Source organism: Jatrophihabitans sp. YIM 134969 (assembly GCF_054456675.1).
Genome location: NZ_JBTJEQ010000010.1, coordinates 1 through 25,574, shown reverse-complemented (window position 1 = coordinate 25,574; position 25,574 = coordinate 1). Strand labels below are relative to the sequence as shown.

Below are 25,574 nucleotides of genomic sequence, written 5' to 3'. Positions count from 1 at the left end.
GCTCGTCCCCTCGAGACGAAGGAGAAACCGATGACCGTCATCCGAGCGGCCGTCACGCAGGTGGCGTGGACGGGCGACAAGGCCTCGATGATCGACCGGCACGAAGAGCTGGCGCGCGAGGCCGCGGCCGGCGGGGCGCAGGTGATCTGCTTCCAGGAGCTGTTCTACGGTCCGTACTTCGGGATCATCCAGGACCAGAAGTACTACGCCTACGTGGAGTCGATCCCCGGCCCCACGGTCGAGCGCTTCCAGGCGGTGGCAGCCGAGCTCGGCATGGTCATGGTGCTGCCGATCTACGAGGTGGCCAACGAGGGCGAGTACTACAACACCGCCGCGGTGGTCGACGCCGACGGCTCGCTGCTCGGCACCTACCGCAAGCACCACATCCCGAACCTCCCGCAGTTCTGGGAGAAGTTCTACTTCCGGCCCGGCAACCAGGGCTACCCGGTGTTCGACACCGCGGTCGGCCGGGTCGGTGTCTACATCTGTTACGACCGGCACTTCCCGGAGGGGTGGCGCGAACTCGGCCTCGGCAACGCCCAGCTGGTGTTCAACCCCTCGGCCACCAAGCCGGGCCTCTCGAACCGGCTGTGGGAGCTGGAGCAGCCGGCGGCTGCCGCCGCGAACCAGTACTTCGTGGCCGCCAACAACCGCATCGGCCGCGAGTTCGACGAGTTCGGTGACGACGCCGTCGAGTTCTACGGCTCCAGCTACTTCGTCGACCCCCGCGGCAACTACGTCGGCGAGATCGCCTCGACGTCGAAGGAGGAGATCGTCATCCGCGACCTCGACTTCGACGAGATCACCCGCACCCGCAACGACTGGCAGTTCTACCGCGACCGTCGGCCGGAGAGCTACACGCGGACCGTGCGCCCGTGAGCCGCACGCTGGTCAGCGGCGGCACGGTGGTCTCGGCCACCGGTGCCGCCCCGGCCGACGTCCTGCTCGACGGCGAGACCATCGCGGCCGTCCTGTCCCCCGGCCTCGGCGCCGACTTCACCGTCGACGAGACCGTCGACGCCACCGGGTGTTACGTCGTACCGGGCGGCATCGACGCCCACACCCACATGCAGATGCCGTTCGGCGGCACCACCGCGAGCGACACCTTCGAGACCGGCACCCGCGCCGCCGCGTGGGGCGGGACGACCACGATCATCGACTTCGCGATCCAGACCCCCGGGCAGATCGTGCCCGAGCAACTCGGCGTGTGGCACGAGAAGGCCGCCGGCAACAGCGCGATCGACTACGGCTTCCACATGATCCTCGGCGGGGTCGACGACGACGCCCTCAAGGCGATGGACCAACTCGTCGACCACGAAGGCGTCACCTCGTTCAAGCTGTTCATGGCCTACCCCGGCGTCTACTACAGCGACGACGCCGCGATCCTGCGGGCGATGCAGCAGGCGAGCGGCAACGGCGCGATGATCATGATGCACGCCGAGAACGGCATCGCCATCGACGAGATCGTCAAGCAGACGCTCGCCCGTGGCCAGACCGACCCGATCCACCACGGCATCAGCCGGCCGGCACTGCTGGAGGCCGAGGCCACCCACCGCGCCATCGTCCTGGCCGAGGTCGCGGGCGGGACACCCCTGTACGTCGTGCACATGTCGGCCACCCAGGCGCTCGCCGAGGTCTCGGCCGCCCGTTCCCGCGGCGCCAACGTCTTCGCCGAGACCTGCCCCCAGTACCTGTACCTGACCCTGGAGGACCAACTCGGCGCGCCGGGCTTCGAGGGCGCCAAGTGGGTGTGCTCGACGCCGTTGCGCAGCAAGCACGAGGACCACGCGCGCGACCTCTGGCGTGGCCTGCGCACCGACGACCTCGCGGTCGTCTCCACCGACCACTGCCCGTTCTGCTTCAAGGACCAGAAGGAGATGGGGATCGGCGACTTCAGCAAGATCCCCAACGGCATCGGGTCCGTCGAGCACCGCATGGACCTCATCTACCAAGGCGTCGTCGACGAGCAGCTCTCCCTCGCGCGCTGGGTCGAGACGTGCTCCACGACGCCCGCGCGGATGTTCGGCATGTACCCGCAGAAGGGCGTGATCGCCCCGGGTTCCGACGCCGACGTCGTGGTCTACGACCCGAAGGCCAAGACCCGCATCTCGGTCGAGACCCACCACATGAACCTCGACTACTCCGCGTACGAGGGCTGGACCGTCGACGGCGGCGTCAAGACCGTCATCTCCCGCGGCACGAAGATCATCGACGGCGGGCAGTACCTCGGCACCAAGAGCCACGGCAAGTACGTCTCCCGCGGCCTTTCGACCTACCTGCGCTGAGGGGGATGACCATGGACTTCGGTGTCGTCATGCAGTGCACCCCGCCGGCGAGCAAGGTGGTCGAGTACGCCCGGTTGGCCGAGATGCAGGGCTTCGACTACGCCTGGACGTTCGACTCCCACCTGTTGTGGGAGGAGCCGTACGTCATCCACTCGCAGATCCTCGCCAGCACCCACAAGCTCGTCGTCGGCCCGATGGTCACCAACCCGGCCACCCGCGAGTGGTCGGTGACGGCCTCGACGTTCGCGACGATGAACGAGATGTACGGCAACCGCACCGTGTGCGGCATCGGCCGCGGCGACTCCGCCGTCCGCACCCTCTCGGGGAAACCCACGACCCTGCAGACGTTGCGCGAGGCCACCCACGTCATCCGCGAACTCGGCAACGGCCGCGCGGTCGAGCACCGCGGCACGATGATCCGGCTGCCCTGGGCGTCGAAGAGCCGGCTCGAGGTGTGGATCGCCGCGTACGGCCCGAAGGCCCTCGCGCTCACCGGCGAGGTCGCCGACGGCTTCATCCTGCAGCTCGCCGACCCCGACATCACCGCGTGGACGGTCGGCGCGGTCAAGCAGGCGGCGGCCGACGCCGGCCGCGACCCGGACTCGGTGACCATCTGTGTCGCCGCGCCCGCGTACGTCGGCGACGACCTCGACCACATGCGCGACCAGTGCCGTTGGTTCGGCGGGATGGTGGGCAACCACGTCGCCGACATCGTCGCCCGGTACGGGGATTCCCCCGCCAGCAGCGGGGTTCCGCAGGCGTTGACCGACTACATCAAATCCCGCGAGGGGTACGACTACAACCAGCACGGCCGAGCCGGCAACACCCACGCCGACTTCGTCCCCGACGAGATCGTCGATAGGTTCTGCATCCTCGGCCCGGTCGCCGAGCACGTGCGCCGCATCGAGGAACTGCGCTCGCTCGGCGTCGACCAGTTCGCGGTCTACCTCCAGCACGACGGCAAGGAGGAGACGCTGCGGGCCTACGGCGACCACGTCATCCCCGCCGTCAACCCGCCGGAGGCGGCCGTCTCCTGACCCGGACCGGAGGTACATCAGTGTCGATGTTCACCTGGAAGCTCGTGCACGACGGCCGGACGCCGCCGGTCGGCGAGGTGGTACGACCCGACGAGCGGCTCTCGACGCCGCGCATGGTCGGCCTCGGCGCGCAGCACGTCGTCGCCATGTTCGGCGCCACGTTCGTGTTCCCCGCGGTCATGGGGCTCTCGCCCAACCTCGCCGTGCTGATGTCGGGCGTCGCGACGATCATGTTCCTGCTCATCGTCGGCAACAAGATCCCCAGCTACGTCGGCACGTCGGCCTCGTTCGTGGCCGCCGTCGGAGCCATCCGCGCCCAGCAGACCGGCAACGACTCGGCCCACGTCACCGGCGCCATCCTCGTGGCGGGCCTGATCCTGGCGGGTGTCGGCCTCATCGTGCACTTCGGCGGTGCCCACATCGTGCGGACGGTGCTGCCACCGGTGATCACCGGTGCCGTGGTCATGCTCATCGGCTTCAACCTCGCCACCGTGGCGACCCAGACCTACTTCCCGACCTCGCAGTGGGTCGGGCTGCTCACCGCGGCCTTCGTCATCGCGGTGGCCGTCCTGGGCCGCGGGTTCCTCAGCCGCATCGCGATCTTCCTGGGCCTGCTGTTCGGCTACGGCATCAGCTGGATCGCCGACCGGGTCGACGACGTGCCGAGGTGCACGGCCGACGTCGTGACCGCGTGCACCGCGACCGGCAAACGGCTCGACTTCTCCGCCGTGGGCGACGCCGCCTGGATCGGGTTGCCGAAGACCATCGTCAGCCCGACCTTCGGCGAACTGACCGGACCACACCTGCCGGCGTTCAGCGCGGCGGCGGTCCTGCTGGTCATCCCCAGCGTGATCGCGCTGCTGGCCGAGAACGCCGGGCACGTCAAGGCCGTCTCGGAGATGACCGGCGACGACCTCGACCCGTACCTCGGCCGGGCGTTCATCGGCGACGGTGTCGGCACCGCGGTGGCGAGCTTCGTCGGCGGCTCGCCCACCACGACCTACGCGGAGAACATCGGGGTCATGGCCGCGACCCGGATCTACTCGACGCTGGCGTACTACATCGCCGCGTTGGTCGGGATCCTGTTCGGCTTCTGCCCGAAGTTCGGAGCAGTCGTCGCCGCGGCGCCGAGCGGGGTGCTCGGCGGCATCACCCTCGTGCTCTACGGCATGGTCGGCCTGCTGGGCGCGAAGATCTGGATCGAGAACAAGGTCGACTTCGGCAACCCGCTCGTCCTCGTCCCGCTCGCCGCGGGCCTCATCGCGGGCATCGGCAACCTCGAGATCAAGGTCACCGACACCTTCTCCATCGGCGGCATCGCCGCCGGCACGATCATCGTGCTGGTCGCCTACCACCTGTGCCGGGCGTTCGCTCCGGCCCACCTCAAACCCGGTGCCGACCTGACCGAGACCGACACGGCGTCCACGCCCGGCCGGCCCACGCTGCGCAAACGACTCGACTGAGCGCGGGCGCGCGGCATGATCAGCGCGTGGCCCTGGAACCGACGTACCCGATCGTCACCGCACGGCTGCGCCTGCGGCCGCTGACCCACGCCGACGCCGCGGCGCTGCTCACCTACCGCAGCGACCCCGAGGTGTGCCGGTACCTGCCGTTCGAACCGATGTCGGCTGCAACGATCGCCGAGCGGCTGGACGGCATGTGGCGAGTGCAGGCGCTGCGCGAGGAGGGCGACGCCCTGACCCTGGGCATCGAGCGCGCGAGCGACGGCCGACTGGTCGGGGACGTCATCCTCTTCTTCCGCTCCGCCGAGCACCGGGGCGGCGAGCTCGGCTACGTCCTGCACCCGGACGCCGTCGGCCACGGCTACGTCACCGAGGCGAGCACGGCCCTGCTCGACCTCGCCTTCGACCCCGACGGCGGCCTCGCCCTGCACCGCGTCATCGCTCAGATGGACGCGCGGAACACCGCCTCGGCGCGGGTGGCCGGTCGGCTCGGGTTCCGCCACGAGGCCCACCTGGTCGAGAACGAACTGTTCGAGGGCGAGTGGTCGGACCTCGACGTCCACGCCGTCCTCGAGCGGGAGTGGCTGGCGGCCCGGGCGGCGCGGCTGCACTGATCCCCCGGGACATCACGGACAATCCGGGCCCCAGCAGAGACGGGTCGGTGCGACCGGGGTCGGGTGGTCGCTCCACGCGCCGCTCGCATCACGGAAGATGTCACCCGTGGATGCGGCACTGATCGTTCTCGGCCTGGTGGTCGTGGTCGGGGTGACCGCGGGCCTCTGCGACCGGCTCGGCTGGCCGACCCCGCTCGTGCTCGTGGTCGTCGGGGTCGGGATCGCGTCGATCCCCGGGGTGCCCGACGTCGTGATCGAACCCGACCTCGTCCTGCTCGGTCTGCTGCCGCCGCTGCTGTACGCCGCGGCGATCCGGTCCTCGCTCGTGGACTTCCGCAACAACAAGGCGGCCGTGCTCATGATGGCCGTCGGTGCGGTCGTCTTCACGACGTTCTTCGTGGGCCTCGTGACGTGGTGGGTGGCCCCGGCCGTGTCGTTCGCCGCCGCCGTCGCGCTCGGCGCGGTGGTCGCCCCACCCGACGCCGTGGCCGCGACAGCGCTCGGCAAGCGGCTCGGGATGCCGCGCCCGATCACGACGCTGCTGGAGAACGAGAGCCTGGTCAACGACGCCGCGGCGCTGGTCGCCCTCAACGTCGCGATCGCCGCGCTGACCCGCAGCGTCGGCATCGGCGAGGTCGGGTGGCGGTTCGCGCTCGCAGCGGGTGGCGGGGTCGCGATCGGCGTGGTCGTCGCGCTGGTCCTCGCCGCGGTCCGACGCCGGATCACCGACCCGGTCCTCGACACCACGCTGTCGTTCGCCGCCCCGTTCCTGGCCTTCCTGCCGGCCGAGGAGGCCCACTCGTCCGGGGTGCTCGCCACCGTGGTCTGCGGCCTGGTGCTCGCCCAGCGGGCGCCGAAGGTGCAGACGGCGCAGTCACGCGTGGCCGAGGCGACGAACTGGCGCACGGTGGCGTTCCTGCTGGAGAACGCGGTGTTCCTGCTCATCGGCCTGCAACTGCCGGTGCTGCTCGCGGCCGTCCAGAAGTCGAACCTGTCGGTCGGCACGGTCGTGTCGACGTGCGCCGCGGTCCTGGTCGCGACCATCGCCGCCCGCTTCGTCTGGGTCTTCGGTGCCGCCGGCCTGTGGCGTGCCGCGCGGCGCGACCCCTGGCCCGCGTCCGACTCCACGCTCATCTCCTGGGCCGGCATGCGCGGCGTGGTCACCCTCGCCGCCGCGCTGCTGATCCCCGAGGACACGCCCCAGCGGCCGTTGCTGCAGCTGGCGGCGTTCGTGGTCGTGGCGGGCACCCTGCTCATCCAGGGCCTGTCGCTGCCGTCGCTGGTCCGCCGGCTCAAGGTCGCGGGTCCCGATCCCGCCGAGGACGCTCTGCAGACGGCGTCGCTGGTGTCGGCCGCGACCCAGGCCGGCCTGCAGCGCCTCGACGACCTGCTCGTGGGCGACGAACCGGAGGCCGTGGTGCAGGCCCTGCGCGATCGCGCCGACACCCGGGTCAACAGTGCCTGGGAGGTCCTCGGGCGCCCGGACGCCGAGTACGAGCCCCCGAGCGCGATGTACCGGCGCCTGCGCGTGCAGATGCTCACCGCGGAGCGACAGGTCGTGGTCGACGCCCGCGACGAGGGTCGCGCCGACGACGAGGTGCTGCGCGGCGCGCTCGCGGCCATCGACCTCGAGGAGTCGCTGCTGGACCGGGCCGACGACCTCGGCGCCCGCGACCACGACCAGGAACTGGTGCCCGGACGACGGCTGGTCGCCGCCTGCGAGCACCTGGCCGACGCTCCGACCGTCATCCGCATGTTGACGCCCGGGGTGTGCGGCGAGTGCGTGCGCGAGGGCACGGCGTGGGTCCACCTGCGCGCGTGCCTGACCTGCGGCAACGTCGGCTGCTGCGACTCCTCCGAACGTCGGCACGCCGAGGCCCACTTCCACCAGACGTCCCACGCGGTGATGCGCAGTGCCGAACCCGGCGAGGCGTGGCGGTGGTGCTACGTGGACGAACAGATCGGCTGACGCGCTGTACGTCCCTCTCGGCCCGAACAGTCAGGGTGTTGCACATTGTGCGATTCCGAGAGATTCTGTAGCTCCTCGACGGAGCGGGTTCTCCCGGCTCGCCCCGTCGCGACCGCTCGACTCCGTTCCCCCACCGCCCCGCCCGTCCGCGCCGCGTCGATCCGAGAGGCTGCCCGTGCTCGCCCGTCAACGCCAGGCCCGCATCGCCGCGGAGCTCCGCCGCTCGGGCGGCGTGCGCGTCAGCGAGCTCACCAACCTGCTCGGCGTCTCCGACATGACGATCCGCCGCGACCTCGAGCAGTTGGTCAGCGCGGGGCTCGCCACCAAGGTGCACGGCGGTGCGGTGCTCACCGGCAACGTCACCGAGGAGCCCGGGTTCGAGGCCAAGCGGGAGATCGCCCGCTCGGCCAAGCACGCCATCGCCGCGGCGGCCGCCACCCTCATCCGCCCGGGTACCGCGATCGCGATCTCGGCCGGCACCACGACGTGGGCCATGACCCCGTTCCTCGCCGACATCGACGGCCTCACCATCGTCACCAACTCGACCACGGTGGCCGACACCATCGCCACGTTGCCGAACCCCTCGCGCCGCACGGTGATCCTGACCGGCGGGGTGCGCACGCCCAGTGCCGCCCTGGTGGGCCCGATCGCCGACATCGGCATCCGCGCCATCTACGTCGACCAGTTGTTCCTCGGTGTGCACGGCATGGCCGCGCACGCGGGCTACACCACGCCGAACCTCGCCGAGGCCCACACCAACCGCGAGCTGATCAACCGGGCGTCACAGGTCGTCGTCGTCGCGGACTCCAGCAAGTGGGGCGCGGTCGGCCTCGCCGACTTCGGCCCGTTGTCGACGGCCGACGTGCTCGTGACCGACGACGGCATCGAGCCGCAGGTCGCCGAGCACCTGCGCGAGACGGTGGGGGAACTGCTGGTGGTACCCGCGGACCTGGAGATCGACGTGCCGGTCGCGGGCGAGGTGACCGCGTGACGGTCAAGACCCCGATCGACCTGGCCGACGGCCGTGAGCTGATCTACTTCGACGACTCCCCCGGCGCCGACCGGTCGGCGCGTGACCGCCGGGACCTGCCCGAGGTGCACAACGCCTCGCAGGTGCGCTGGGACCCGATCTTCGGCGACTGGTCGGTCATCGCGGGCCACCGGCAGTCCCGCACCTACAAGCCGCCGACCAACGACTGCCCGCTGGACCCCACCCGTGGGGAACGGCTCACCGAGATCCCGGCGGCGGACTACGACGTCGTCGTGTTCGAGAACCGGTTCCCGTCGCTCGCCACCGACGCCCTCGCCAACGTGCCGGTCGTCGAGGACCCGCCGTTCTCCTCGTGGCCGGGTGCCGGCCGGTGCGAGGTCGTGTGCTTCACCAGCGACCACAACACGTCGTTCTCGGGGCTGCCGCTCTCGCGCGTGCACACGGTGTTCGACGCCTGGGTCGACCGCACCGTTGCACTGTCGTCCGTTCCGAGCGTCGAGTACGTCTTCGCCTTCGAGAACCGCGGGGAGGAGATCGGCGTGACCCTCTCCCACCCGCACGGGCAGATCTACGGCTACCCGTTCGTGCCGGCCCGCTTCGGCAAGGTCGTGGCCAACAACGCCGCCTACCGCGCGGACCACGACGCCTGCCTGCAGTGCGACGTCGCCGAGGCCGAACGCAAGGCGGGCGAACGTGTCGTCCTCGACACTGAGCACGTGCTGGTCTACGTCCCGTTCGCCGCGCGCTGGCCCTACGAGGTCCGGATCGTGCCGCACCGGCACGTCCCCGACCTGCCCGCGCTCACCGACGACGAACGCCACCAGCTCGCCGAGGTCTACCTCGACGTCCTGCAGCGCTTCGACCGGCTCTTCGACACCCCGGCGCCCTACATCTCCGGCTGGCAGCAGGCGCCGGTCGCGGACGGCCGCGCCGACTGGCACCTCGCGAACGAGCTGTTCACCATCCGCCGCGCCAAGGGCAAGCTGAAGTACCTCGCGGGCTCGGAGTCCGGCGCGGCCGTGTGGATCAACGACGTCACCCCGGAGCAGGCCGCCGCGCGGTTGCGCGGAGACTGACCGCACCGAGCGCGACCAGCACCAAGGCTCCCGCGGCGAACGCGAGCGGCCGGGCCCCCCAGCCGGCGAGCACACCGGCGAGGGCGGTGCCGCCGGATCCCGCGGCGACCTTCAGTCCGGACATCGCCACGAAGACCTCGCCGCGCCTGCCGGGCGGCGCGAGGACGTCACGGGCGGTCAGCGTCGTGGCCACCCACCAGGCGGTGAGCACGCCGACGACGGCGAAGACCGCCGCGGCGACGGCCACGGTCGGCACGACGGCGAGCACCGCGGTCGCGAGGCCGAGCACGCCCGCGACCCTCAGGCCGGACCGGACCGGGTCGCCCCGCCACGGCCGAGCCGTGACGACCACGGCGCCGAGCAGGTTGCCCGCACCGAGAGCGACGACGAGCCACGGGCCGGCCGCTCCCGAACCGGTGAGGTCGACTGCGAGCAGCACCGCGACGACGGCCAGCGCTCCGCCCGCGGCCGCGGCCGCCATGGTCACGACCGTGACCCGGCGCAGGGACCGTCCGGCGAACAGCAGTCCGATGCCGGACGACGAGCCGCCGGTGCGGGTCGTGAGCGTTGCCGGCCGCGGGAGGGTGAGCAACCCCGGCGCGGCGGCCGCGACGACGACCGCGACCACGCCGAGGCTCGTGGCCGGTGAGGTGACGGCGGCCAGTCCGGCGACCGCGGCCGGACCGGCCGTGCCGGCGACCCCGTAGGTGAGGGCGTCCACGCCCCGGGCCCGGCCGGTGTCGCCCCCGAGGCCCGCCACCAGCGAGCTCAACCCGCCGGTCAGCAACGGACCGGCCGCCCCGGCGAGGAGCAACGCGGGCGCGGCGGCGAGCACGGGTCCGGCCGTCATGACCACGAGTCCCGCACCCAGCGCCACCGCGTAGACCAGGCAGGCGAGACCGAGCACCCGACGTGGGTCGCGACCACCGTCGAGCAGCCGACCGGTCCAGGGCCCCAGCACGTGGGGCGCGGTCAACGAGGCCGTCAGCAGACCTCCGACGAGCGCTCCCGCCCGGGCGCCGTCGCGGTCGACCGCGAGCAGCACCACGCCGATCCCGGCCCCGGCGTCACCGATCCGCGCGGCCGTGGCGGTCGCGGTGTACCGCAGTACGGCGGCGCGCGACCTGCTCGTCACCGGTTCGACCAGTGATGCCGTCATGGTGTCCACCTTGCCCCGGGTTGCGTCACCCGTCAAACTGGTGACGTGGCCATGGACACCGCCCGCGTCGCCGACCACCCGGCGCTGGACTTCGTGGGAACGGTGGCCGAGCGCAACTCGACCCGACACGAACACCTGCGGACCCCGGTCGACCTCGACGACTGGCTCGTGCGGGCCGGAGTCGTCGACCGCCACCCCCAGGCGGACGACGACGACCTGATCCGCGCCCTCGAGGTGCGCGAGGCCCTCTACGCACTGCTGGTGGCGGCGAGCGACAGCCGACCCCTCCCCCGGGCGGCCTTGGCCGCCGTCAACCGGGCCGCGGCGAACCCGCCGGTCACCGCCCGCCTGGCACCGGACGGCACGCTCACCCGCACGGGCGACGTGACCGCCGCCCTGTCGACCGTGGCGCGGTCGGCGCTCGACCTCGTCGGCGGGGACGACCTCGCCCGCCTGCGGTGGTGCGACGACACCGCCTGCACCCACCCGTTCCTCGACCGGTCACGCGCCGGGCGGAGGCGGTGGTGTGGGATGGCGGGCTGCGGCGATCGCGCCAAGGCCCGCGCCTACCGCGCGCGCCGGCGGGAGTGAGCCCGACCGACCGCCTACTTCCCGTGGCCTTCGGCCAGCCAGTCGATCCCGACCTGCATCTCGACGTCGAGCGAGCGACTGATCTGCTTGACGATCTCGGGCTCGACCACCTTGCCGACCATCGGCACCTTGACCTTGACCTCGCCGCTGAGCACCTCGTGGCTGCCGGCGTCGGTGGGGCTGATGACGGCCTCGGCGGTCATCGAGACGGGCTTGCCGGGGAACTCGACCACGACGTCGGCGCGGCTCACGCCGTCGGCGTCCGGGGCGTGCCAACGCTCGGTCTGCACGATGCGGGCGGTCTCGCCGAGGACCTTCTTGGCCGGCCCGGGCATCCCCCGCAGGGGCATCTGCCGGTCGAGGACGACCTTGGTGGCGTCACCGTCGTCCTCGATCGTGACCGTGAAGTCCCTCGCCCCGGACTTGCGGCACCCCTCCTCCCGCACCCACCGGTCCAGGTGGGCCCCGTAGGCGGCGTCGACCGTGTTCCCCGTCTTCCACTCCTGCTCCAGGCGCATGCAGGAATTGTGCGGTACCGGCGGTATCAGGTCCAGTCAGACTTCGCCCGCTCAACGAGACGGCGGCCCTCCGGCCCGCCTAAGCTGCCCTGCGTGGAGCCCAGGACCGTGGCGCGGCAGACCGTCGTGCCCGCGCGCACCCTGGCCGAGACCCCACCCCCCGTGTCGGCCCGCACGGCCGACCGCCTCGGCGCCCGTGCCGACGACCGTGCCGACGACCGGGAAGCCCTGCTCCGACTCGCCGAGGCCACGGCGTCGACGCGCGACCTCGCCCGGATCCTGCAGGCCGTCACCGACGCGGGCACGCAGCTCTCCGGGGCCGAGTTCGGCGCGTTCTTCTACAACGCGGTCGACAACAACGGCGAGAACTACCGCCTGCACGTGCTCTCCGGGGCCGAGGCCGAGCGGTTCCGCAGCATGCCGCCGGTCCGCATCACCGCCCTGTTCGAGCCCACGTTCAGCGGCCGCGAGACCGTGCGGGTCGACGACATCCCGTCCGACCCCCGCCACAGCCGCTTCCCCGCGGGGCACCTGCCGGTGCGCAGCTACCTCGCGACCCCCGTGGTGAGCAGCTCCGGCGAGGTCTTCGGTGCGTTGCTGTTCGGCCACCGCGAGACCGGCCGGTTCGACGTCGGGGTCGAGCGGGTCATCCGCTCGGTCGCGAGCCAGGCCGCGATCGCGCTGGAGAACGCCAAGCTGTTCGAGGCCGAGCAGCAGGCCCGGCTGCAGGCCGAGCAGACCGCGGCCCGGCTCGCCGTCCTGCAGCAGCTCACCGCGGCGCTGGCCGCGGCCGTCACCGAGCACGACGTGCTCGACGTTCTGGTGCGCGACGTCGTCGCCCCGCTCGGCGCCTCGACCGTCCGGGTCTACCTCGGCACCCCCGACGACTGGCGCCTGGTCGGGTGGCGGGCGGTTCCCGGCTCGACGCCGATGCCGCCTCCCGAGGACCTGCCACCGCCGATCCTGCGGGCCATGCGCACCGGCCAACCGGTCGCCCGGCCGACCTCCGTCGACCCGTCCGACATGCCCGAGCTGGTCCGGGGCGGACCGTGCGTGGTGCGCGCCAGCCTGTGCCTGCCGCTGCTCACCCAGGCCGGTGTCGTCGGCGCGATCGGTCTGATCTGGACCACCGACCGCCAGTTCGCCGAGGGCGAGGTCGACCTGCTCGAGGCCACCACCCGGCAGCTCGGCGCGACCCTGGAACGGGTCCGGCTGTTCGAGGCCGAGCGGGAGGCCCGCCGGCAGCTGTCAGCCAGCGTCGCCGCGATCACCAGCGTCGCCCAGACCCTGCAACGTTCGCTGCTGCCCCGCGAACTGCCCACCCTCGACGAGGTCGAGGTGGCGGTGCGGTACCTGCCGGGCGCGCAGGACGTCGAGGTCGGCGGCGACTGGTACGACGTCGTCCCCACCGACAACGGCGCCATCTTCGTCATCGGCGACGTCCAGGGCCACAGCCTGCAGGCGGCGGCTCTCATGGGTCAGCTGCGGACCGGTCTGCACGCCTACCTCGCCGAGGGCCACGAACTCGACGTCGCCGTGGGCCGGGCCAACAAGCTGCTGGCCGATCTCGACCCGAACGTCATGGCCACCTGCTGCGTCGCCGAGCTCGACGTCGCCGCCGGCCGGCTGCGGGTGGTCCGGGCGGGGCACCCGCGCCCGCTGGTCCGGCGCGCCGACGGCCGGGTCACCCAGGTCGACGCCGCGGTCGGCGTCCCGCTGGGGGTGCTGTCACGGACCACCTGGCCGGTCACCACCGTCGAACTCGGCGCGGGCGACCGACTCCTGCTCTACACCGACGGCCTGGTCGAGCGCCGCGACGACGACATCGAGGCGGGCGTGACCCGCCTGGCCGCAGCGCTCGCGACCGTCCCGTTCGGCGACCCGGGACACGCCGCCGACGTCGTCCTGGGTCGCGTCGGCGCCGGGCTCACCGACGACGTCGCCCTGCTGGTGTGTGACGTCGTCGGCACCCGCGCCCGGTTCGAGTCGGCCACGATGCGCCTGCCCGTCGGCCCCGACGTCGTCGGCCGGGCCCGGTCGTTCACCCGCGAGATGCTCGCGCGGTGGGGCAGCGAGTCGGTCGTCGACGACGCCACGTTGATCGTCAGCGAGATGGTCACCAACGCCATCCGCCACACCGACGGCAAGTCGGTGCTCAAGCTGCAGCGCGAGACCGGCCGGGTGCGGATCACCGTCACCGACACCGAGACCCGCCCGCCGTCACCGAACATGCGCTTCGAGCCCACCGCCACCAGCGGCCGCGGCATGCACCTCATCGACGCCCTCGCGAGCGCGTGGGGCGTCGAACCGACGGGCTCCGGCAAGAGCGTCTGGGCCGACCTCGCGGTCCGGGAGACGAGCCCACCGGTCGGCTAGCGTCGCGGCCGTGGAGCACCTGACGATCCCGTCCGCGGCCGGCCGGCCGCACGCACGTCGTCGTCGAAGGCGACGGCCCGCTCGTGCTGTTCGTGCACGGGTTCCCGGAGTCCTGGTACTCGTGGCGGTTCCAGTTGCCGGCGCTCGCGGCGGCCGGGTTCCGCGCGGCGGCGATCGACGTACGCGGGTACGGCCGTTCGTCGCGGCCGGCGGCGATCGAGGCGTACCGGATGACCGAGCTGGTCGACGACGTCGCGACCGTGATCGGTGCACTCGGCAACGGTCCGGCCGTGGTGGTCGGGCACGACTGGGGTTCACCCATCACGGCGAACGCCGGGTTGCTGCGGCCGGACGTCGTGCGAGCGGTGGCGTTGCTCAGCGTCCCCTACCTCCCGCGGGGTGGTCCGCGCCCGACCGAGTTCTTCGCCCGGGTCGGCGGCGAGGACACGTTCTACATCGACCACTTCCAGCAGCCCGGCCGCGCCGAGGCGGAGATCGAACCCGACGTCGCGGGGTGGATCGCCGGGATGTACGCGAGCCTCTCGGCCGACACCATGAGCCACGACCGCGCGGCGAACGCCTTCTTCGTCCCGCCGGGCGGCACGATGCGGGCGCGGTTCGTCACGGCCCGACCGGCGTGGCTGACCGACGACGTCCTGGACTTCTACGTCGGCGAGTTCGAGCGCACCGGGCTGACCGGCGGCCTCAACCGCTACCGCAACGTCGACCGCGACTGGGAGGACCTGGCCGTCCACGACGGTGCCCCGCTCACCCTGCCCTCGCTGTTCGTCGGCGGCGCCGACGACCCGGTCGTGCACGGCGGCCGCGAGGCGATCGCCGCGTTCGACCGCACGATGCCGGGGCTACGGGGTTCGCACGTGCTGCCGGGCGTCGGGCACTGGGTGCAGCAGGAGGCCCCGGACGCCGTCAACGACCTGCTGCTGGCCTGGCTGGCGACGCTGCCGACCGGCAGGTGACGTCGACGGCGGACGTCATCCGCACCGACCACCGCCCCCGCACGGACGACCGCGCCGGCACGTGGGTGCCGGCGCGGCCGCGAGGAACGTGGGAGCTCAGCAGGTCACGACGAGCGAGAACCCGCCCGCGGTGTCGACGTCCGAGGCGCTCTGCAGCAACACGTAGACGGCGTTGATGTTGCCCGCCCGGGGCTGCGCCTGGGCGACGAGGTGGAAGCTGTTCGGCGTCACCGAGTAGGCGCACCGCGAGACGTCCCGGTCGAACGTCACCTGGTAGGACCCGGCCGTGTCCACCGGTGTCGCCACCGCCGTCACCCGACCCCCGCTGGAGGACACGGTGCCGTTGAAGTTGACGACCACCGACAGCGGCAACGTGTAGTAGCCGGTCACGTCCATGATCACCTGGGTGCTGCCGGGCGCCTGAGCCTGGAGGGACAGCTGCGCGCTGGCCGACTTCGCGATCGGCAGCGTGACGCCGGTGCTGGTCACCTTCCCGGCCGAGAAGTTGAGGAACGACGTCCCGGGCTTGGGGGTGCCCGCGGCCCAGCCGACCAGGTACCCCGATCCGGGCGGCGTCACCGTGGCGACGGTGGCCGTGACCGACGTGGCGCCGATCGGGACCCCGCAGCCGCCGGACGTGCCGCCCTGCGGCGCGAACCCGAACGTCCCCGCGACGAACACGTTGCGGGTGGTGTTGAGGGCGAGCGGGCCGGCGGCCGCCTTGCGGGTGTCGAGCACGCGGCACGGCGTGACGGCGGTGTACTTCAACTCGGTCGCGGTGTCGACCGGCGCCTTCGGTGCGGCCGACTGTGCCGACGGCGTGCTGTTCTCCCCCTGCGGCGCGGCGATCGCCGCCACCGTCCCACCGGTCAGTGCTGCCGTCGCGGCGACCGCCACGACCAACCATCGAGCTCTCACGACGAACCTCCGGAGTCGTCCCCTCGCGGCCCGCGGACGCGCACCGCGAGCCGAGGTTGACCCACGACGACCCGGGGTGGACAGCGCCTCACGTCATCGGTGCCCGATGGGGTCCGTTCCCGGCCCGAAGGTCCCCGGGAAACGCAGAACGGGCCGCGTTCACGTGAACGCGGCCCGTGCTCACTCGAAGTGGGCGACCGACCCGGCAAAGCCGCCTCTCGGCGAGTGGCCGCTCGTAGCGGCAGTGGTTGAGGCCCGGGGGCATTGAACCGGGTCGGTCTGATGGCTCCAACGGACGACCTGTCCGAGATGTTCCCGGCTGCCCTCTACTCTGCGCCGGTGACCGACGCGACGCCCGCTCCGCCCGCCGGGTGGCTGCTCGACCCGGCCGATCCGGGCCTGCTGCGCTGGTGGGACGGCGCGGCGTGGACCGACTTCCGCCGCCTGCGTGACACCCCGCCGCCCGCCCCGCAGGTCACGTCGCCCGTGCCGGCCGTGGCGTCGGCGCCGTGGCCGCGGACCGACACGGCGTGGTCACCCCCGACGACGACGGTGACCGCGGCGCCCGTGGCCGTCGCGCCCGACGAGTCGTTCGCGGCGCAGTTCGACCACCAGGTCCTCGGGTTGCTCGCCCCGCTCGGCGACGGCGCCCGCCAGGGACGGGTCGCCACCTACACGGCGGTGCGGCCGCAGGTGCTGCAGACGACCACTCCCGGCGAGCAGGTCGTCGAGGCCGTGCCGGTGACCGTGCACGACGAGCACCGCTCGCGCACCCGCCTCGGCGCGGCACGGGTGGACGGCGACCTCGTCGTCACCGACCGGCGGCTGTTGCTCGTCGTCCAGGACACCCACCCCGAGGACGCGCTGGTCGAGGTCGACCTCGGTGACGTCGTCGGGGTCACCGGGCTCACCGACGGCGGGCTGGTGGTCGGCCTCGCCGGGGACGGCCCGCCCCTGCTGCTCCGCGCGGTCGACCCGACCCGCCGCGAGCAGCTCCAGCACGTCGTCGTCGGCGTCCTGCAGCAGCGCCACCCCTGACCGCGTTCACGTGAACGCGGTCAGGGGGTGGCCTCGCGGCGCGTTCACGTGAACGCGGTGGGCCCGGGAAACGCCGCGAGGGCGGCCCGGCTGCTGCCGGACCGCCCTCGTGGACAGGTACTACTGGTACTGCTGAACGCCTGATCCGGGGATCAGAAGTCCATGTCACCGCCGGGCATGCCGCCGCCCGCGGGGGCACCGGCCTTCTCGGGCTTGTCGGCCACGACGGCCTCGGTGGTGAGGAACAGCGCGGCGATCGAGGCCGCGTTCTGCAGCGCCGAACGCGTCACCTTGGCGGGCTCGACGACGCCGGCCTTCAGCATGTCGACGTACTCGCCGGTCGCGGCGTTGAGGCCCCAGCCGGGCTCCAGCGTCGAGACCTTCTCCGCGACGACGCCACCCTCGAGACCCGCGTTGATCGCGATCTGCTTGAGCGGCGCGGTGAGCGCGACGCGGACGATGTTCGCGCCCGTCGCCTCGTCGCCCTTGAGGTCCAGCTTGTCGAACGCGGTGACCGCGGCGTTCGCGAGCGCGACGCCACCACCGGGGAGGAGACCCTCCTCGACGGCCGCCTTCGCGTTGCGGACGGCGTCCTCGATGCGGTGCTTGCGCTCCTTGAGCTCGACCTCGGTGGCCGCGCCGACCTTGATGACCGCGACGCCGCCGGCGAGCTTCGCCAGCCGCTCCTGCAGCTTCTCGCGGTCGTAGTCGGAGTCGCTGTTGTCGATCTCGGTCCGGATCTGGTTGACCCGGCCCTGGATCGCCTCGGCGTCGCCCGCACCCTCGACGATGGTGGTCTCGTCCTTGGTGACCACGACGCGCCGGGCGGTGCCCAGCAGGTCGATGGTGGCGTTCTCGAGCTTGAGACCGACGGTCTCGCTGACGACCTGGCCACCGGTGAGGATGGCGATGTCGCCGAGCATGGCCTTGCGGCGGTCGCCGAAGCCCGGGGCCTTGACGGCGACGGACTTGAAGGTGCCGCGGATCTTGTTCACGACCAGGGTCGCGAGCGCCTCGCCGTCGACGTCCTCGGCGATGATCAGCAGGGCCTTGCCGGACTGCATGACCTTCTCCAGCAGCGGGAGCAGGTCCTTCACCGAGGAGATCTTGCCCTCGACGATGAGGATGTACGGGTCGTCGAGGACCGACTCCATGCGCTCGGTGTCGGTGGCGAAGTAGGCCGAGATGTAGCCCTTGTCGAAGCGCATACCCTCCGTGAGCTCGAGCTCGAGCCCCATCGTGTTGCTCTCCTCGACGGTGATGACGCCTTCCTTGCCGACCTTGTCCATCGACTCGGCGATGAGCTCGCCGACCGAGGTGTCAGCGGCGGAGATCGACGCGGTGGCGGCGATCTGCTCCTTGGTCTCGACGTCCTTGGCCTGGTTGCCCAGGACCTCGGAGACGGACGCGACCGCGGCCTCGATGCCCCGCTTGAGGGCCATCGGGTTGGCGCCGGCGGCGACGTTGCGCAGACCCTCGCGCACGAGCGCCTGGGCCAGCACGGTGGCGGTGGTGGTGCCGTCACCCGCGACGTCGTCGGTCTTCTTGGCGACCTCCTTGACCAGCTCGGCGCCGATCTTCTCGTACGGGTCGTCGAGCTCGATCTCCTTGGCGATGGACACACCGTCGTTGGTGATCGTGGGGGCGCCCCACTTCTTCTCCAGCACGACGTTGCGGCCCTTCGGGCCCAGGGTGACCTTGACGGCGTCGGCGAGCTGGTTCATGCCGCGCTCCAGGCCGCGACGGGCCTCTTCGTCGAACGCGATCATCTTTGCCATGCGATGACGTCCTTCTCGTAGACAGTGGTGGTGTTCAGGGGGTGGTGCCAGAGGACGCTTCCCACCGGGCCCGGGGCCCGCGACGGCCTGCCGGCTCGCGCGGTGTGGCTGCGCGGCGCGGCACGATCGCCCGGAGGACGTCGTCCGTTGGCACTCACCTGTGGAGAGTGCCAGAACCGAGTCTGGCACTCTCACCCGGGGAGTGCAAGAAACCGGACGCCACGCCCAGCCCCCTGCTAGGCAGAACGGGTGACCGACCTGCTGGCCGCCGCCTACGCCCCGCTGCTCGCCCTCTCCGACAGCCTGGCCACCCAGCCTCCCGACCGCGCCGACACCACCGGGTGGACCGCCACCGCCCTGCCGGGCTGGACCGTCCGGGACCTGGTGTTCCACCTCGCCGGTGACGCCCAGCGGGCCCTGGTCGCGCTGCACACCCCGACCGCGGCGCCGCCCGACACCGACGCGATCAGCTACTGGTCGCGGTGGGAGGCGGGCAGCCCGGGCGCCGACACCGGGCAACGCGTCACCCGCACGATGGCCAGCCAGTGGAGCAGTGTCGCGGGGCCCGCGGGGTTGCACCGGGAGACCGCCCGGGCCGTCCTGCACGCGGTCGCCGCGGCCGATCCCGGGACCGTCGTCGTCACCCAGGGTCACACGCTCACGGTCGCGTCCCTGGTGTCGACGCTCGCCGTCGAGGCGGCCGTCCACCACCTCGACCTCGTCGCGGTGCTGCCCGACCCGCCCGCACCCGAGGTCCTGGCCGAGGTGCGGCGGGTGTGCGACGCCCTGCTCGGCCGGCCGACGCCGCCGGACTGGTCGAGCGAGCGCTGGGCGCGGCTCGCCACCGGCCGGGCGGACCCGACGTCGGCCGAGACCGCCGCGCTCGGGGACGCCGTGGCCCGGTTGCCCCTGTTCGGCTGACGGCCGGAGGTCCGGCCGATCTCCGGATGACAGAAGCCTCTTCCTCGGGTACAAAGTCATGTGTGTTCCCAGTGAAGTGGTCGCACCCGGTGACCGCTCGACCCGAGACAGGGCGCCGCTGCCATGGCTGACCACGCCGAGAACGACACCGCCCTGACCGCCGCGGAGACCGCGCCCGTCGTCCCGCTGGCCCGCGCGGCCGAGGTGACCGAGGCCGACGCCGCCGTCGTGGAGAACCCGCTGCCGATCGACCTCGGCGCCGACTGGCACGTGCACACCGACCTCGGGCGCGGCACCGCCTCGGCCGTCGGCATGGTCGACGCCGCCCAGGCCGCCGGCCTGCACACCGTCGGCATCACCGACCAGGTGAGCGCCGCGACCGACTGGCTCCCCGACTACGTCGAGATGGTCCGCGCCTTCGCGCGCCCGGGGATCACCGTGCGCTGCGGCGTCGAGACGGCGGTGCTCGACCGCGCCGGCCGACTCGACCTGCCGGGCGACGTCACCGGCGTCGACCACGTCGTGGTGACGGCCGTCCACATGCCCGGCGCCGAGGGCCCGGTCGAGGTCGAGGAGGTCCGGGCCGCGCTCGAGCAGGGCACGGTCACCGGCGAGCAGATCGTCGACGACCTGGTGGCCGCGATGGTCGCGGCGGTCGCGACCAGCCCGACCCACACCGTGCTCGGCCGGCCGTTCAGCCTGCTGCCGCAACTGGGGCTGGACGACGACCTGGTCACCGACGACCACCTGCTCGCCGTGGCCGAGGCCTGCACCGAGAAGGGCGCGGCCGTCGAGGTCGACGAGACCTGGCGGGCACCGTCGGTGCGCATCGCCGTCGCCCTGCACGACGCGGGCGTCACGCTCGTCGCCGGCAGCGACGCCACCGCGCCCCGTGGGGTGGGCGCGTGGCGTTACCTCGCCGCGTTGACCGGCACGTCGGCCGCGGCCGGCGACGAGCGCGACGCCACCGGCACGGTCGCCGCCGGCACGGACGACCTGGTCACCGCCGCGTCCTGATCACGACCGCGTCCCCGGCACGCCCTCGTCCCGAGGAGTCCCCGGACGCGACACGGCCCGGCCCCACCGCGCCGTTGCGGTGGAACCGGGCCGGATCGAGCTGGTGGTGCTGGTTCAGGCGACGGGGACGACCTGGTCGGCCTGCGGGCCCTTGGGACCCTGGGTCACCTCGAACTCGACCCGCTGACCCTCGTCCAGGCTGCGGTAGCCGTCGGACTGGATGGCGGAGTAGTGGACGAACACGTCCTGGCCGCCGTCCACGGCGATGAAGCCGTAGCCCTTCTCGCCGTTGAACCACTTCACGGTGCCCTGTGCCACGTGCGCTCCTCGCGGATCTTGCAGTGTTTCCGGAGCGCCGCACGTCGCGCACGCTCGGGGTCATACGTAGTCCCGAACGTCCTTCGGTACCTCGACCGCGGCGAAACGTACACGGCGCCCGACACCGTCCGCCACCTCCCTCCGGGCGTGTCGCAGTTCTCCACCGGGCGTGTCACGCAGGCGTTCCCCGACCGTCCCGAACGCGATGTGTCTTGACTTCGCGACAGTCGCTCCCTACCGTCGACCGCAACGCGATACATCGCGTTTCAACCGGACGAGAGGCAGGACCGTCATGAGCGAGTGGCGTGTCGAGGACACCGAGACCGTCGAGATCGACGAGGACGTCAGCGGTGCACGCATCCGGCTCGTGGCGGGGGCGGTCGACGTCGTGTCGACCGACGGTCCCGCGCGGGTCGAGGTGGAGGTGCTCGACGGCCCACCCGTCGTCGTGCGGTTCGAGCACGGCGTGCTGCGGGTCGGCTACGACGACGTGAAGTGGGGCGGGATCCTGGCCTTCGTCACGGGCAGCAACAAGCGCGAGGCGCGGGTGTCCATCGCCGTGCCGGACCACACGAAGGTGCAGCTGGGCGTCGTCAGCGCGACGGCCACCGTCGCCGGGTTCGCCGAGGCAGCCGAGGTCCGCTCGGTGTCGGGCACGGTCGTGGTCGACGACCTGTCCGCCGGCACGCGCGGCGAGACGGTCTCCGGCGACCTGCAACTGCGCGGGGTCCGCGGCCCGGTGAAGCTGTTCAGCGTGTCCGGCGACCTCACGGTGGTGGACGGGCGGCCGTCGCGGCTGAAGGCCGAGACCGTCTCGGGCGCCATCACGCTCGACCTGCTGCCGGAGCCCGCCTCCGAGATCACGCTGAGCACGGTCAGCGGCGACCTGTTGCTGCGTGCACCGGTCGAGGCGCTCGGCCGGGTCCGGTTCGACTCCACCAGTGGTCGCATCGACTCCGACAACTTCCCGGTCGAGATCCACCGCTCCCCGGGCTCGTCCAAGGCCCGCGCGACCGGCGGCGGCGACGTCGACGTCACCGGGTCGACCGTCTCGGGGCGCATCGTGCTGGTCGACCGGCCGACGGTGACGACGTGAGCCCGGTCTTCCGGCACGGCGGCCTGCGGCTCTACCTGTTGGGCCTGCTCGCGGAGTCCCCCCGCCACGGCTACGAGGTCATCGTCGAACTGGAGAACCGGTTCCTCGGCACCTACGCCCCGTCGGCCGGGACCATCTACCCGCGCCTGGCCAAGCTCGAGGCCGAGGGGCTGGTCGAGCACCACGAGGTCGAGGGCCGCAAGGTCTACGCCATCACCGAGGCCGGCCGCGCCGAACTCGAGGCCCACCGCGACGAGCTGGACTCGGTCGAGCAGGAGGTCCGTGAGAGCGTCGCGCGGGTGGCCGAGCAGCTCCGGCGCGACGTCGGGGCGTCGGCCCGCGACCTGCGCGAGGAACTCACGGCGGCCGCCCGGGGCGCCCGCCGGGAGCGGCGGGCGTCCGGCCGGTCGGCCCGGGCGGACGTGAAGCTCGACGAGCAGGAGGCGAAGGCGTTCGACCGTGACCTCGCCGCGCTGCTCAAGCGCGCGGCCCGGGCGGTCCAGCGCACCGACCCCGACCGGGTGCGCCGCGTGCGCGATCTGGTCCGCCGCCTCGACGACGAGCTGACCGCGATCCTGGACGAACGGCCGTGAGCCTGCATCACCTGCGCCCGCGGGCGGCGCTCCTGCCGCACGGGCGGCCGGGACCCGGCCTACGGGACGAGCAGTCCCGCCTCGCGCATGCCCTTGACCGTCGGGCTGATGACGGCCGTGGGCGCGACCTGCAGCGCGTCGACGGTCTTGAGGCCGTCACCGGTGTTGTAGACGACGGTCTCGCGGCTGGTGTCGAGCAGCCCGGCCTCGGCGAGCTTCTTCAGCACCGCGACCGTGACCCCGCCCGCCGTCTCGGCGAACACCCCGGTGGTGCGGGCGAGCAGTGAGATGCCCTCGCGGATCTCGTCGTCGTCGACCGCGGCCATCGCGCCACCGGACGCCCGGACGGCGTCGAGCGCGTAGGGGCCGTCGGCGGGGTTGCCGATGTTGAGCGACTTGGCGATGCCGGTCGGCTTGACCGGCCGCACGACGTCGGTGCCCTCGGCGAACGCGGTCGCGATCGGAGCGCACCCGGCCGACTGCGCGCCGAACACCGTCCACGGGGTGTCGTCGACCAGCCCGGCCGCCACCAGTTCCTTGAAGCCCTTGTTGACCTTGGTCAGCAACGAACCCGACGCCATCGGCGCGACGACCTGGCGCGGGATCCGCCACCCCAGCTGCTCGGCGACCTCGTAGGCGAGGGTCTTGCTGCCCTCGGCGTAGTACGGCCGGACGTTGACGTTGACGAACGCGGTCGACTCGAACTCGTCGGTCTCCGACAGCTCGGAGCACAGCCGGTTGACGTCGTCGTAGGAACCCTCGATGGCCACGAGGGTCTGGCCGTACACGGCGCTCTGCGCGATCTTGGCGGGCTCGAGGTCGGAGGGCACGAAGACCACGGCGCGCATGCCGATCCGCGAGGCGTGCGCGGCGACGGAGTTCGCGAGGTTGCCGGTCGAGGCGCAGGCGATGCGGTCGAACCCGAGTTCGCGGGCGGCGGTGACGGCGACCGAGACGACGCGGTCCTTGAACGAGTGGGTGGGGTTCGCCGAGTCGTCCTTCACCCACAGCGGCGCGGTGAACCCGAGTTCGGCCCCGAGGCGGTCAGCGCGGATGAGCGGGGTCAGGCCGGTGCCGGAGTCGACGCGGGTGGCGGGGTCCTGGCCGACGGGGAGCAGACCGGCGTAGCGCCAGATGCTGTGGGGGCCGGCCTCGATCTGCTCGCGCGTGACGCTCGCGAGCCGGTCGGCGTCGTAGCCGATCTCGAGCGGGCCGAAGCACTCGAGGCACGCGTGCTGGGCGCCGAGGGGGTAGGTCGCGCCGCAGTTGCGACAGACGAGGCCGCTGGCCGGGGACGCGGAGGCAGCGGGACGGTCGAGCAGGGTGGTCATGAGGAGGCGGTTCCTTCGCGCTCATCTGTCCCCGGGCGCGATCTGCCCCGGGAGCCGGAATTGGCACCTGCACCACGCGTAGCGCGTGGGTGGTTGCCGGGGCTTCAACGGGCCGGTCCCTCTGCCCCTCTGGATGAGGTGTTCAGTTGTGGGTGGAGCTACTGGGCAGTGTAGTCGGCGGTCAGCACCACGACGACGGGTCCGGCCGGCAGCGCTCCGAACTTCTCCTTGGTCCGCTTGATGGCCGGGAACTGCTGCATGAGCGCCTCGGCCGCGGCCTGTGCCCCGGGCACGCTCGGGTCGTAGTACGCGCAGGTCGACAGGATGTCCTGGTCGAGGTTGCCGGTGTCGCTGACCTTCCAGCCGCCCTGGGTGAAGGTCGCCGCTGCCTGCTGGGCCAGGCCCACCTGGCGGGTGTTGTTGAGCACGACGAGCGGCTGCGAGCCGATGGCCCCGCCGGCGGCCGACGACGTCGAGGCGCTGGTGGAGGTGGTCGCCGACGCCGATCCGGACCCGGTCGCCCCCGGGCTGGTGGTCGTCGGCGAGCCGGTGGCACTCGGGGTGCCGGAGGGGCTCGCACTGGCGGAGTCGCGCGGCAGGGTCACGGACGGCCCGGCGACGTCGCTGCTCGGGTCGTCGCCCGCGGCGATCAGCGCGATGACCGAGAGGACGAGGACGGCCACGCCGACGAGGACGACGACCGCGCCGATGATCTGTTCACGGCGACGGTCGGGCGCCGGGTCGAGCCGGGTCATGCGAGCAGGGTATTCAGCGTCGTGGCGCGGGCGCGGCGTGGCCGGGCGCGCTCAGACGTCGATGCCGAGGCGGCGGGCCGACCGCTGCCGCTGACGGCTCGCGCGCAGGCGGCGCAGCCGCTTGACCAGCATCGGGTCGGCGGCCAGGGCCTCCGGGGTGTCGATGAGGGCGTTGAGCACCTGGTAGTAGCGGGTGGCCGACATCCCGAACAGGTCGCGGATCGCCTGCTCCTTGGCGCCGGCGTACTTCCACCACTGCCGCTCGAAGGCCAGGATGTCGCGGTCGCGGCGCGGCAGTCCCGCGCCGAGCTCGTCGCCGGTGGTCTCGGTGGCGGCGGTCTGGGTCGCGGCCTCGGACGGCTCGCCCTGGGCGTCACGCGCGGGCTCGGCGGCCACGGGCAACTCCTCTTCGCTCGGGGTCGGACGTCGTCGCGACGGACGGGGGACGGTGAATTGCACCAGTGTCATTCGCGGTGGTCGACCGTCATTCAAGCACGCAGGAGGCCCCGCGTGGCGGACCGGCACCCGCCAGGCGCCGAACTGCACGTGACGGCCCTGTGGACGGGCGGCGTGTCGTCCACAGACGGGTCGTTCACAGGGAGGCGCGGCCCCGGGCCGACCCAGGCTCGACGCCATGACGTCCTGGACGGCGCCCGGCACCGGTGCCCTCGTCGCCGCGGCGCGGCGGCTCACCGACCTCGCGGCCGACGTCCGCGCCCAGGCGGCCCACCTCACCGCCGCCGCCACCGCGAC

24 protein-coding genes and 1 riboswitch are annotated in these 25,574 nt (G+C 72.4%); of the genes, 16 read left to right on the top strand and 8 right to left on the bottom strand.

Going from position 1 to position 25,574, the window contains the following annotated elements:
- The first annotated feature begins 30 nt into the window (after positions 1 to 30).
- The 8 genes from ACXR2U_RS07485 (at position 31) to galT (ending at position 9,435) form a co-directional block, all read left to right on the top strand.
- The gene (locus ACXR2U_RS07485) at positions 31 to 879 is read left to right on the top strand and encodes a nitrilase-related carbon-nitrogen hydrolase (RefSeq protein WP_458824338.1); all 849 of its coding nucleotides are present in this window, start codon (positions 31 to 33) and stop codon (positions 877 to 879) included.
- Entirely contained in the window at positions 876 to 2,285 is a 1,410-nt protein-coding gene (hydA, locus tag ACXR2U_RS07480; RefSeq protein ID WP_458824337.1) for a dihydropyrimidinase, read from the top strand. Before ACXR2U_RS07485 ends, hydA begins: the two co-directional genes overlap by 4 nt.
- An 11-nt stretch (positions 2,286 to 2,296) precedes the next feature.
- Positions 2,297 to 3,322, top strand: a complete 1,026-nt coding sequence (locus tag ACXR2U_RS07475) for a TIGR03842 family LLM class F420-dependent oxidoreductase (RefSeq protein WP_458824336.1) — start codon at positions 2,297 to 2,299, stop codon at positions 3,320 to 3,322.
- Positions 3,323 to 3,348: 26 nt separating this feature from the next.
- Positions 3,349 to 4,785 (top strand): uracil-xanthine permease family protein, encoded by a 1,437-nt coding sequence (locus tag ACXR2U_RS07470; protein ID WP_458824335.1) that lies wholly within the window; start codon positions 3,349 to 3,351, stop codon positions 4,783 to 4,785.
- Between the two features lie 26 nt (positions 4,786 to 4,811).
- Positions 4,812 to 5,399 carry a GNAT family N-acetyltransferase gene (locus tag ACXR2U_RS07465; RefSeq protein ID WP_458824334.1) on the top strand — a complete coding sequence of 196 codons (588 nt, stop codon included), beginning with the start codon at positions 4,812 to 4,814 and terminating at the stop codon, positions 5,397 to 5,399.
- Positions 5,400 to 5,496: 97 nt separating this feature from the next.
- Positions 5,497 to 7,368, top strand: coding sequence for a cation:proton antiporter domain-containing protein (locus ACXR2U_RS07460; RefSeq protein ID WP_458824333.1), 1,872 nt, complete (start codon positions 5,497 to 5,499; stop codon positions 7,366 to 7,368).
- A 175-nt stretch (positions 7,369 to 7,543) separates the two neighbouring features.
- Complete coding sequence (locus tag ACXR2U_RS07455) at positions 7,544 to 8,359, top strand: DeoR/GlpR family DNA-binding transcription regulator (protein WP_458824332.1); 816 nt, start codon at positions 7,544 to 7,546, stop codon at positions 8,357 to 8,359.
- Positions 8,356 to 9,435: a galactose-1-phosphate uridylyltransferase gene (gene galT / locus ACXR2U_RS07450; protein WP_458824331.1), complete on the top strand. Its 1,080-nt coding sequence runs from the start codon at positions 8,356 to 8,358 to the stop codon at positions 9,433 to 9,435. Before ACXR2U_RS07455 ends, galT begins: the two co-directional genes overlap by 4 nt.
- Here the strand turns inward: galT and ACXR2U_RS07445 are convergent.
- On the bottom strand, positions 9,395 to 10,594 hold the full coding sequence (locus ACXR2U_RS07445) for an MFS transporter (protein ID WP_458824330.1): 1,200 nt from the start codon (positions 10,592 to 10,594) through the stop codon (positions 9,395 to 9,397). The genes galT and ACXR2U_RS07445 overlap by 41 nt on opposite strands.
- Before the next feature lie 51 nt (positions 10,595 to 10,645).
- On the opposite strand from ACXR2U_RS07445, the gene ACXR2U_RS07440 reads away from it, so the two are divergent.
- Entirely contained in the window at positions 10,646 to 11,185 is a 540-nt protein-coding gene (locus tag ACXR2U_RS07440) for a CGNR zinc finger domain-containing protein (protein ID WP_458824425.1), read from the top strand.
- A 14-nt stretch (positions 11,186 to 11,199) separates the two neighbouring features.
- Here the strand turns inward: ACXR2U_RS07440 and ACXR2U_RS07435 are convergent, their stop codons facing one another.
- Entirely contained in the window at positions 11,200 to 11,703 is a 504-nt protein-coding gene (locus ACXR2U_RS07435) for a DUF2505 domain-containing protein (RefSeq protein ID WP_458824329.1), read from the bottom strand.
- Between the two features lie 93 nt (positions 11,704 to 11,796).
- Here ACXR2U_RS07435 and ACXR2U_RS07430 point away from each other — a divergent pair, with 93 nt between their 5' ends.
- Both ACXR2U_RS07430 and ACXR2U_RS07425 read left to right on the top strand, forming a co-directional pair.
- A complete protein-coding gene (locus ACXR2U_RS07430) occupies positions 11,797 to 14,079 on the top strand; it encodes a SpoIIE family protein phosphatase (RefSeq protein ID WP_458824328.1) in 2,283 nt (760 codons plus the stop codon).
- Between the two features lie 83 nt (positions 14,080 to 14,162).
- Positions 14,163 to 15,056 (top strand): alpha/beta fold hydrolase, encoded by an 894-nt coding sequence (locus ACXR2U_RS07425; RefSeq protein ID WP_458824327.1) that lies wholly within the window; start codon positions 14,163 to 14,165, stop codon positions 15,054 to 15,056.
- Positions 15,057 to 15,152: 96 nt separating this feature from the next.
- On the opposite strand, the gene ACXR2U_RS07420 is transcribed toward ACXR2U_RS07425, so the two are convergent.
- Positions 15,153 to 15,974, bottom strand: coding sequence for a hypothetical protein (locus ACXR2U_RS07420; RefSeq protein ID WP_458824326.1), 822 nt, complete (start codon positions 15,972 to 15,974; stop codon positions 15,153 to 15,155).
- Between the two features lie 339 nt (positions 15,975 to 16,313).
- Here ACXR2U_RS07420 and ACXR2U_RS07415 point away from each other — a divergent pair, with 339 nt between their 5' ends.
- Entirely contained in the window at positions 16,314 to 17,012 is a 699-nt protein-coding gene (locus ACXR2U_RS07415; RefSeq protein WP_458824325.1) for a DUF2510 domain-containing protein, read from the top strand.
- A 152-nt stretch (positions 17,013 to 17,164) separates the two neighbouring features.
- Here ACXR2U_RS07415 and groL read toward each other — a convergent pair whose 3' ends face one another.
- Positions 17,165 to 18,790, bottom strand: coding sequence for a chaperonin GroEL (groL, locus tag ACXR2U_RS07410; RefSeq protein ID WP_458824324.1), 1,626 nt, complete (start codon positions 18,788 to 18,790; stop codon positions 17,165 to 17,167).
- 249 nt (positions 18,791 to 19,039) lie between these two features.
- Here groL and ACXR2U_RS07405 point away from each other — a divergent pair, with 249 nt between their 5' ends.
- Entirely contained in the window at positions 19,040 to 19,711 is a 672-nt protein-coding gene (locus ACXR2U_RS07405) for a maleylpyruvate isomerase N-terminal domain-containing protein (protein WP_458824323.1), read from the top strand.
- Between the two features lie 123 nt (positions 19,712 to 19,834).
- On the top strand, positions 19,835 to 20,728 hold the full coding sequence (locus ACXR2U_RS07400) for a PHP domain-containing protein (protein WP_458824322.1): 894 nt from the start codon (positions 19,835 to 19,837) through the stop codon (positions 20,726 to 20,728).
- Between the two features lie 114 nt (positions 20,729 to 20,842).
- Here the strand turns inward: ACXR2U_RS07400 and ACXR2U_RS07395 are convergent, their stop codons facing one another.
- A complete protein-coding gene (locus ACXR2U_RS07395; RefSeq protein ID WP_458824321.1) occupies positions 20,843 to 21,046 on the bottom strand; it encodes a cold-shock protein in 204 nt (67 codons plus the stop codon).
- A 292-nt stretch (positions 21,047 to 21,338) separates the two neighbouring features.
- Between ACXR2U_RS07395 and ACXR2U_RS07390 the strand changes: the two genes are divergently transcribed.
- Together ACXR2U_RS07390 and ACXR2U_RS07385 are read left to right on the top strand one after the other, a co-directional pair.
- On the top strand, positions 21,339 to 22,142 hold the full coding sequence (locus tag ACXR2U_RS07390; protein WP_458824320.1) for a DUF4097 family beta strand repeat-containing protein: 804 nt from the start codon (positions 21,339 to 21,341) through the stop codon (positions 22,140 to 22,142).
- The gene (locus ACXR2U_RS07385; protein ID WP_458824319.1) at positions 22,139 to 22,735 is read left to right on the top strand and encodes a PadR family transcriptional regulator; all 597 of its coding nucleotides are present in this window, start codon (positions 22,139 to 22,141) and stop codon (positions 22,733 to 22,735) included. The genes ACXR2U_RS07390 and ACXR2U_RS07385 overlap by 4 nt, the downstream gene beginning before the upstream one ends.
- Positions 22,736 to 22,794: 59 nt before the next feature.
- Here ACXR2U_RS07385 and thrC read toward each other — a convergent pair whose 3' ends face one another.
- The 3 genes from thrC to ACXR2U_RS07370 all read right to left on the bottom strand — a co-directional run bounded on the left by thrC (position 22,795) and on the right by ACXR2U_RS07370 (position 25,118).
- On the bottom strand, positions 22,795 to 24,066 hold the full coding sequence (gene thrC / locus ACXR2U_RS07380) for a threonine synthase (RefSeq protein ID WP_458824318.1): 1,272 nt from the start codon (positions 24,064 to 24,066) through the stop codon (positions 22,795 to 22,797).
- Between the two features lie 18 nt (positions 24,067 to 24,084).
- Positions 24,085 to 24,206, bottom strand: a riboswitch (SAM riboswitch).
- Positions 24,207 to 24,224: 18 nt separating this feature from the next.
- A complete protein-coding gene (locus ACXR2U_RS07375) occupies positions 24,225 to 24,821 on the bottom strand; it encodes a LytR C-terminal domain-containing protein (protein ID WP_458824317.1) in 597 nt (198 codons plus the stop codon).
- A gap of 51 nt (positions 24,822 to 24,872) precedes the next feature.
- Positions 24,873 to 25,118 carry a DUF3263 domain-containing protein gene (locus tag ACXR2U_RS07370; protein WP_458824424.1) on the bottom strand — a complete coding sequence of 82 codons (246 nt, stop codon included), beginning with the start codon at positions 25,116 to 25,118 and terminating at the stop codon, positions 24,873 to 24,875.
- Positions 25,119 to 25,574 lie beyond the last annotated feature (456 nt).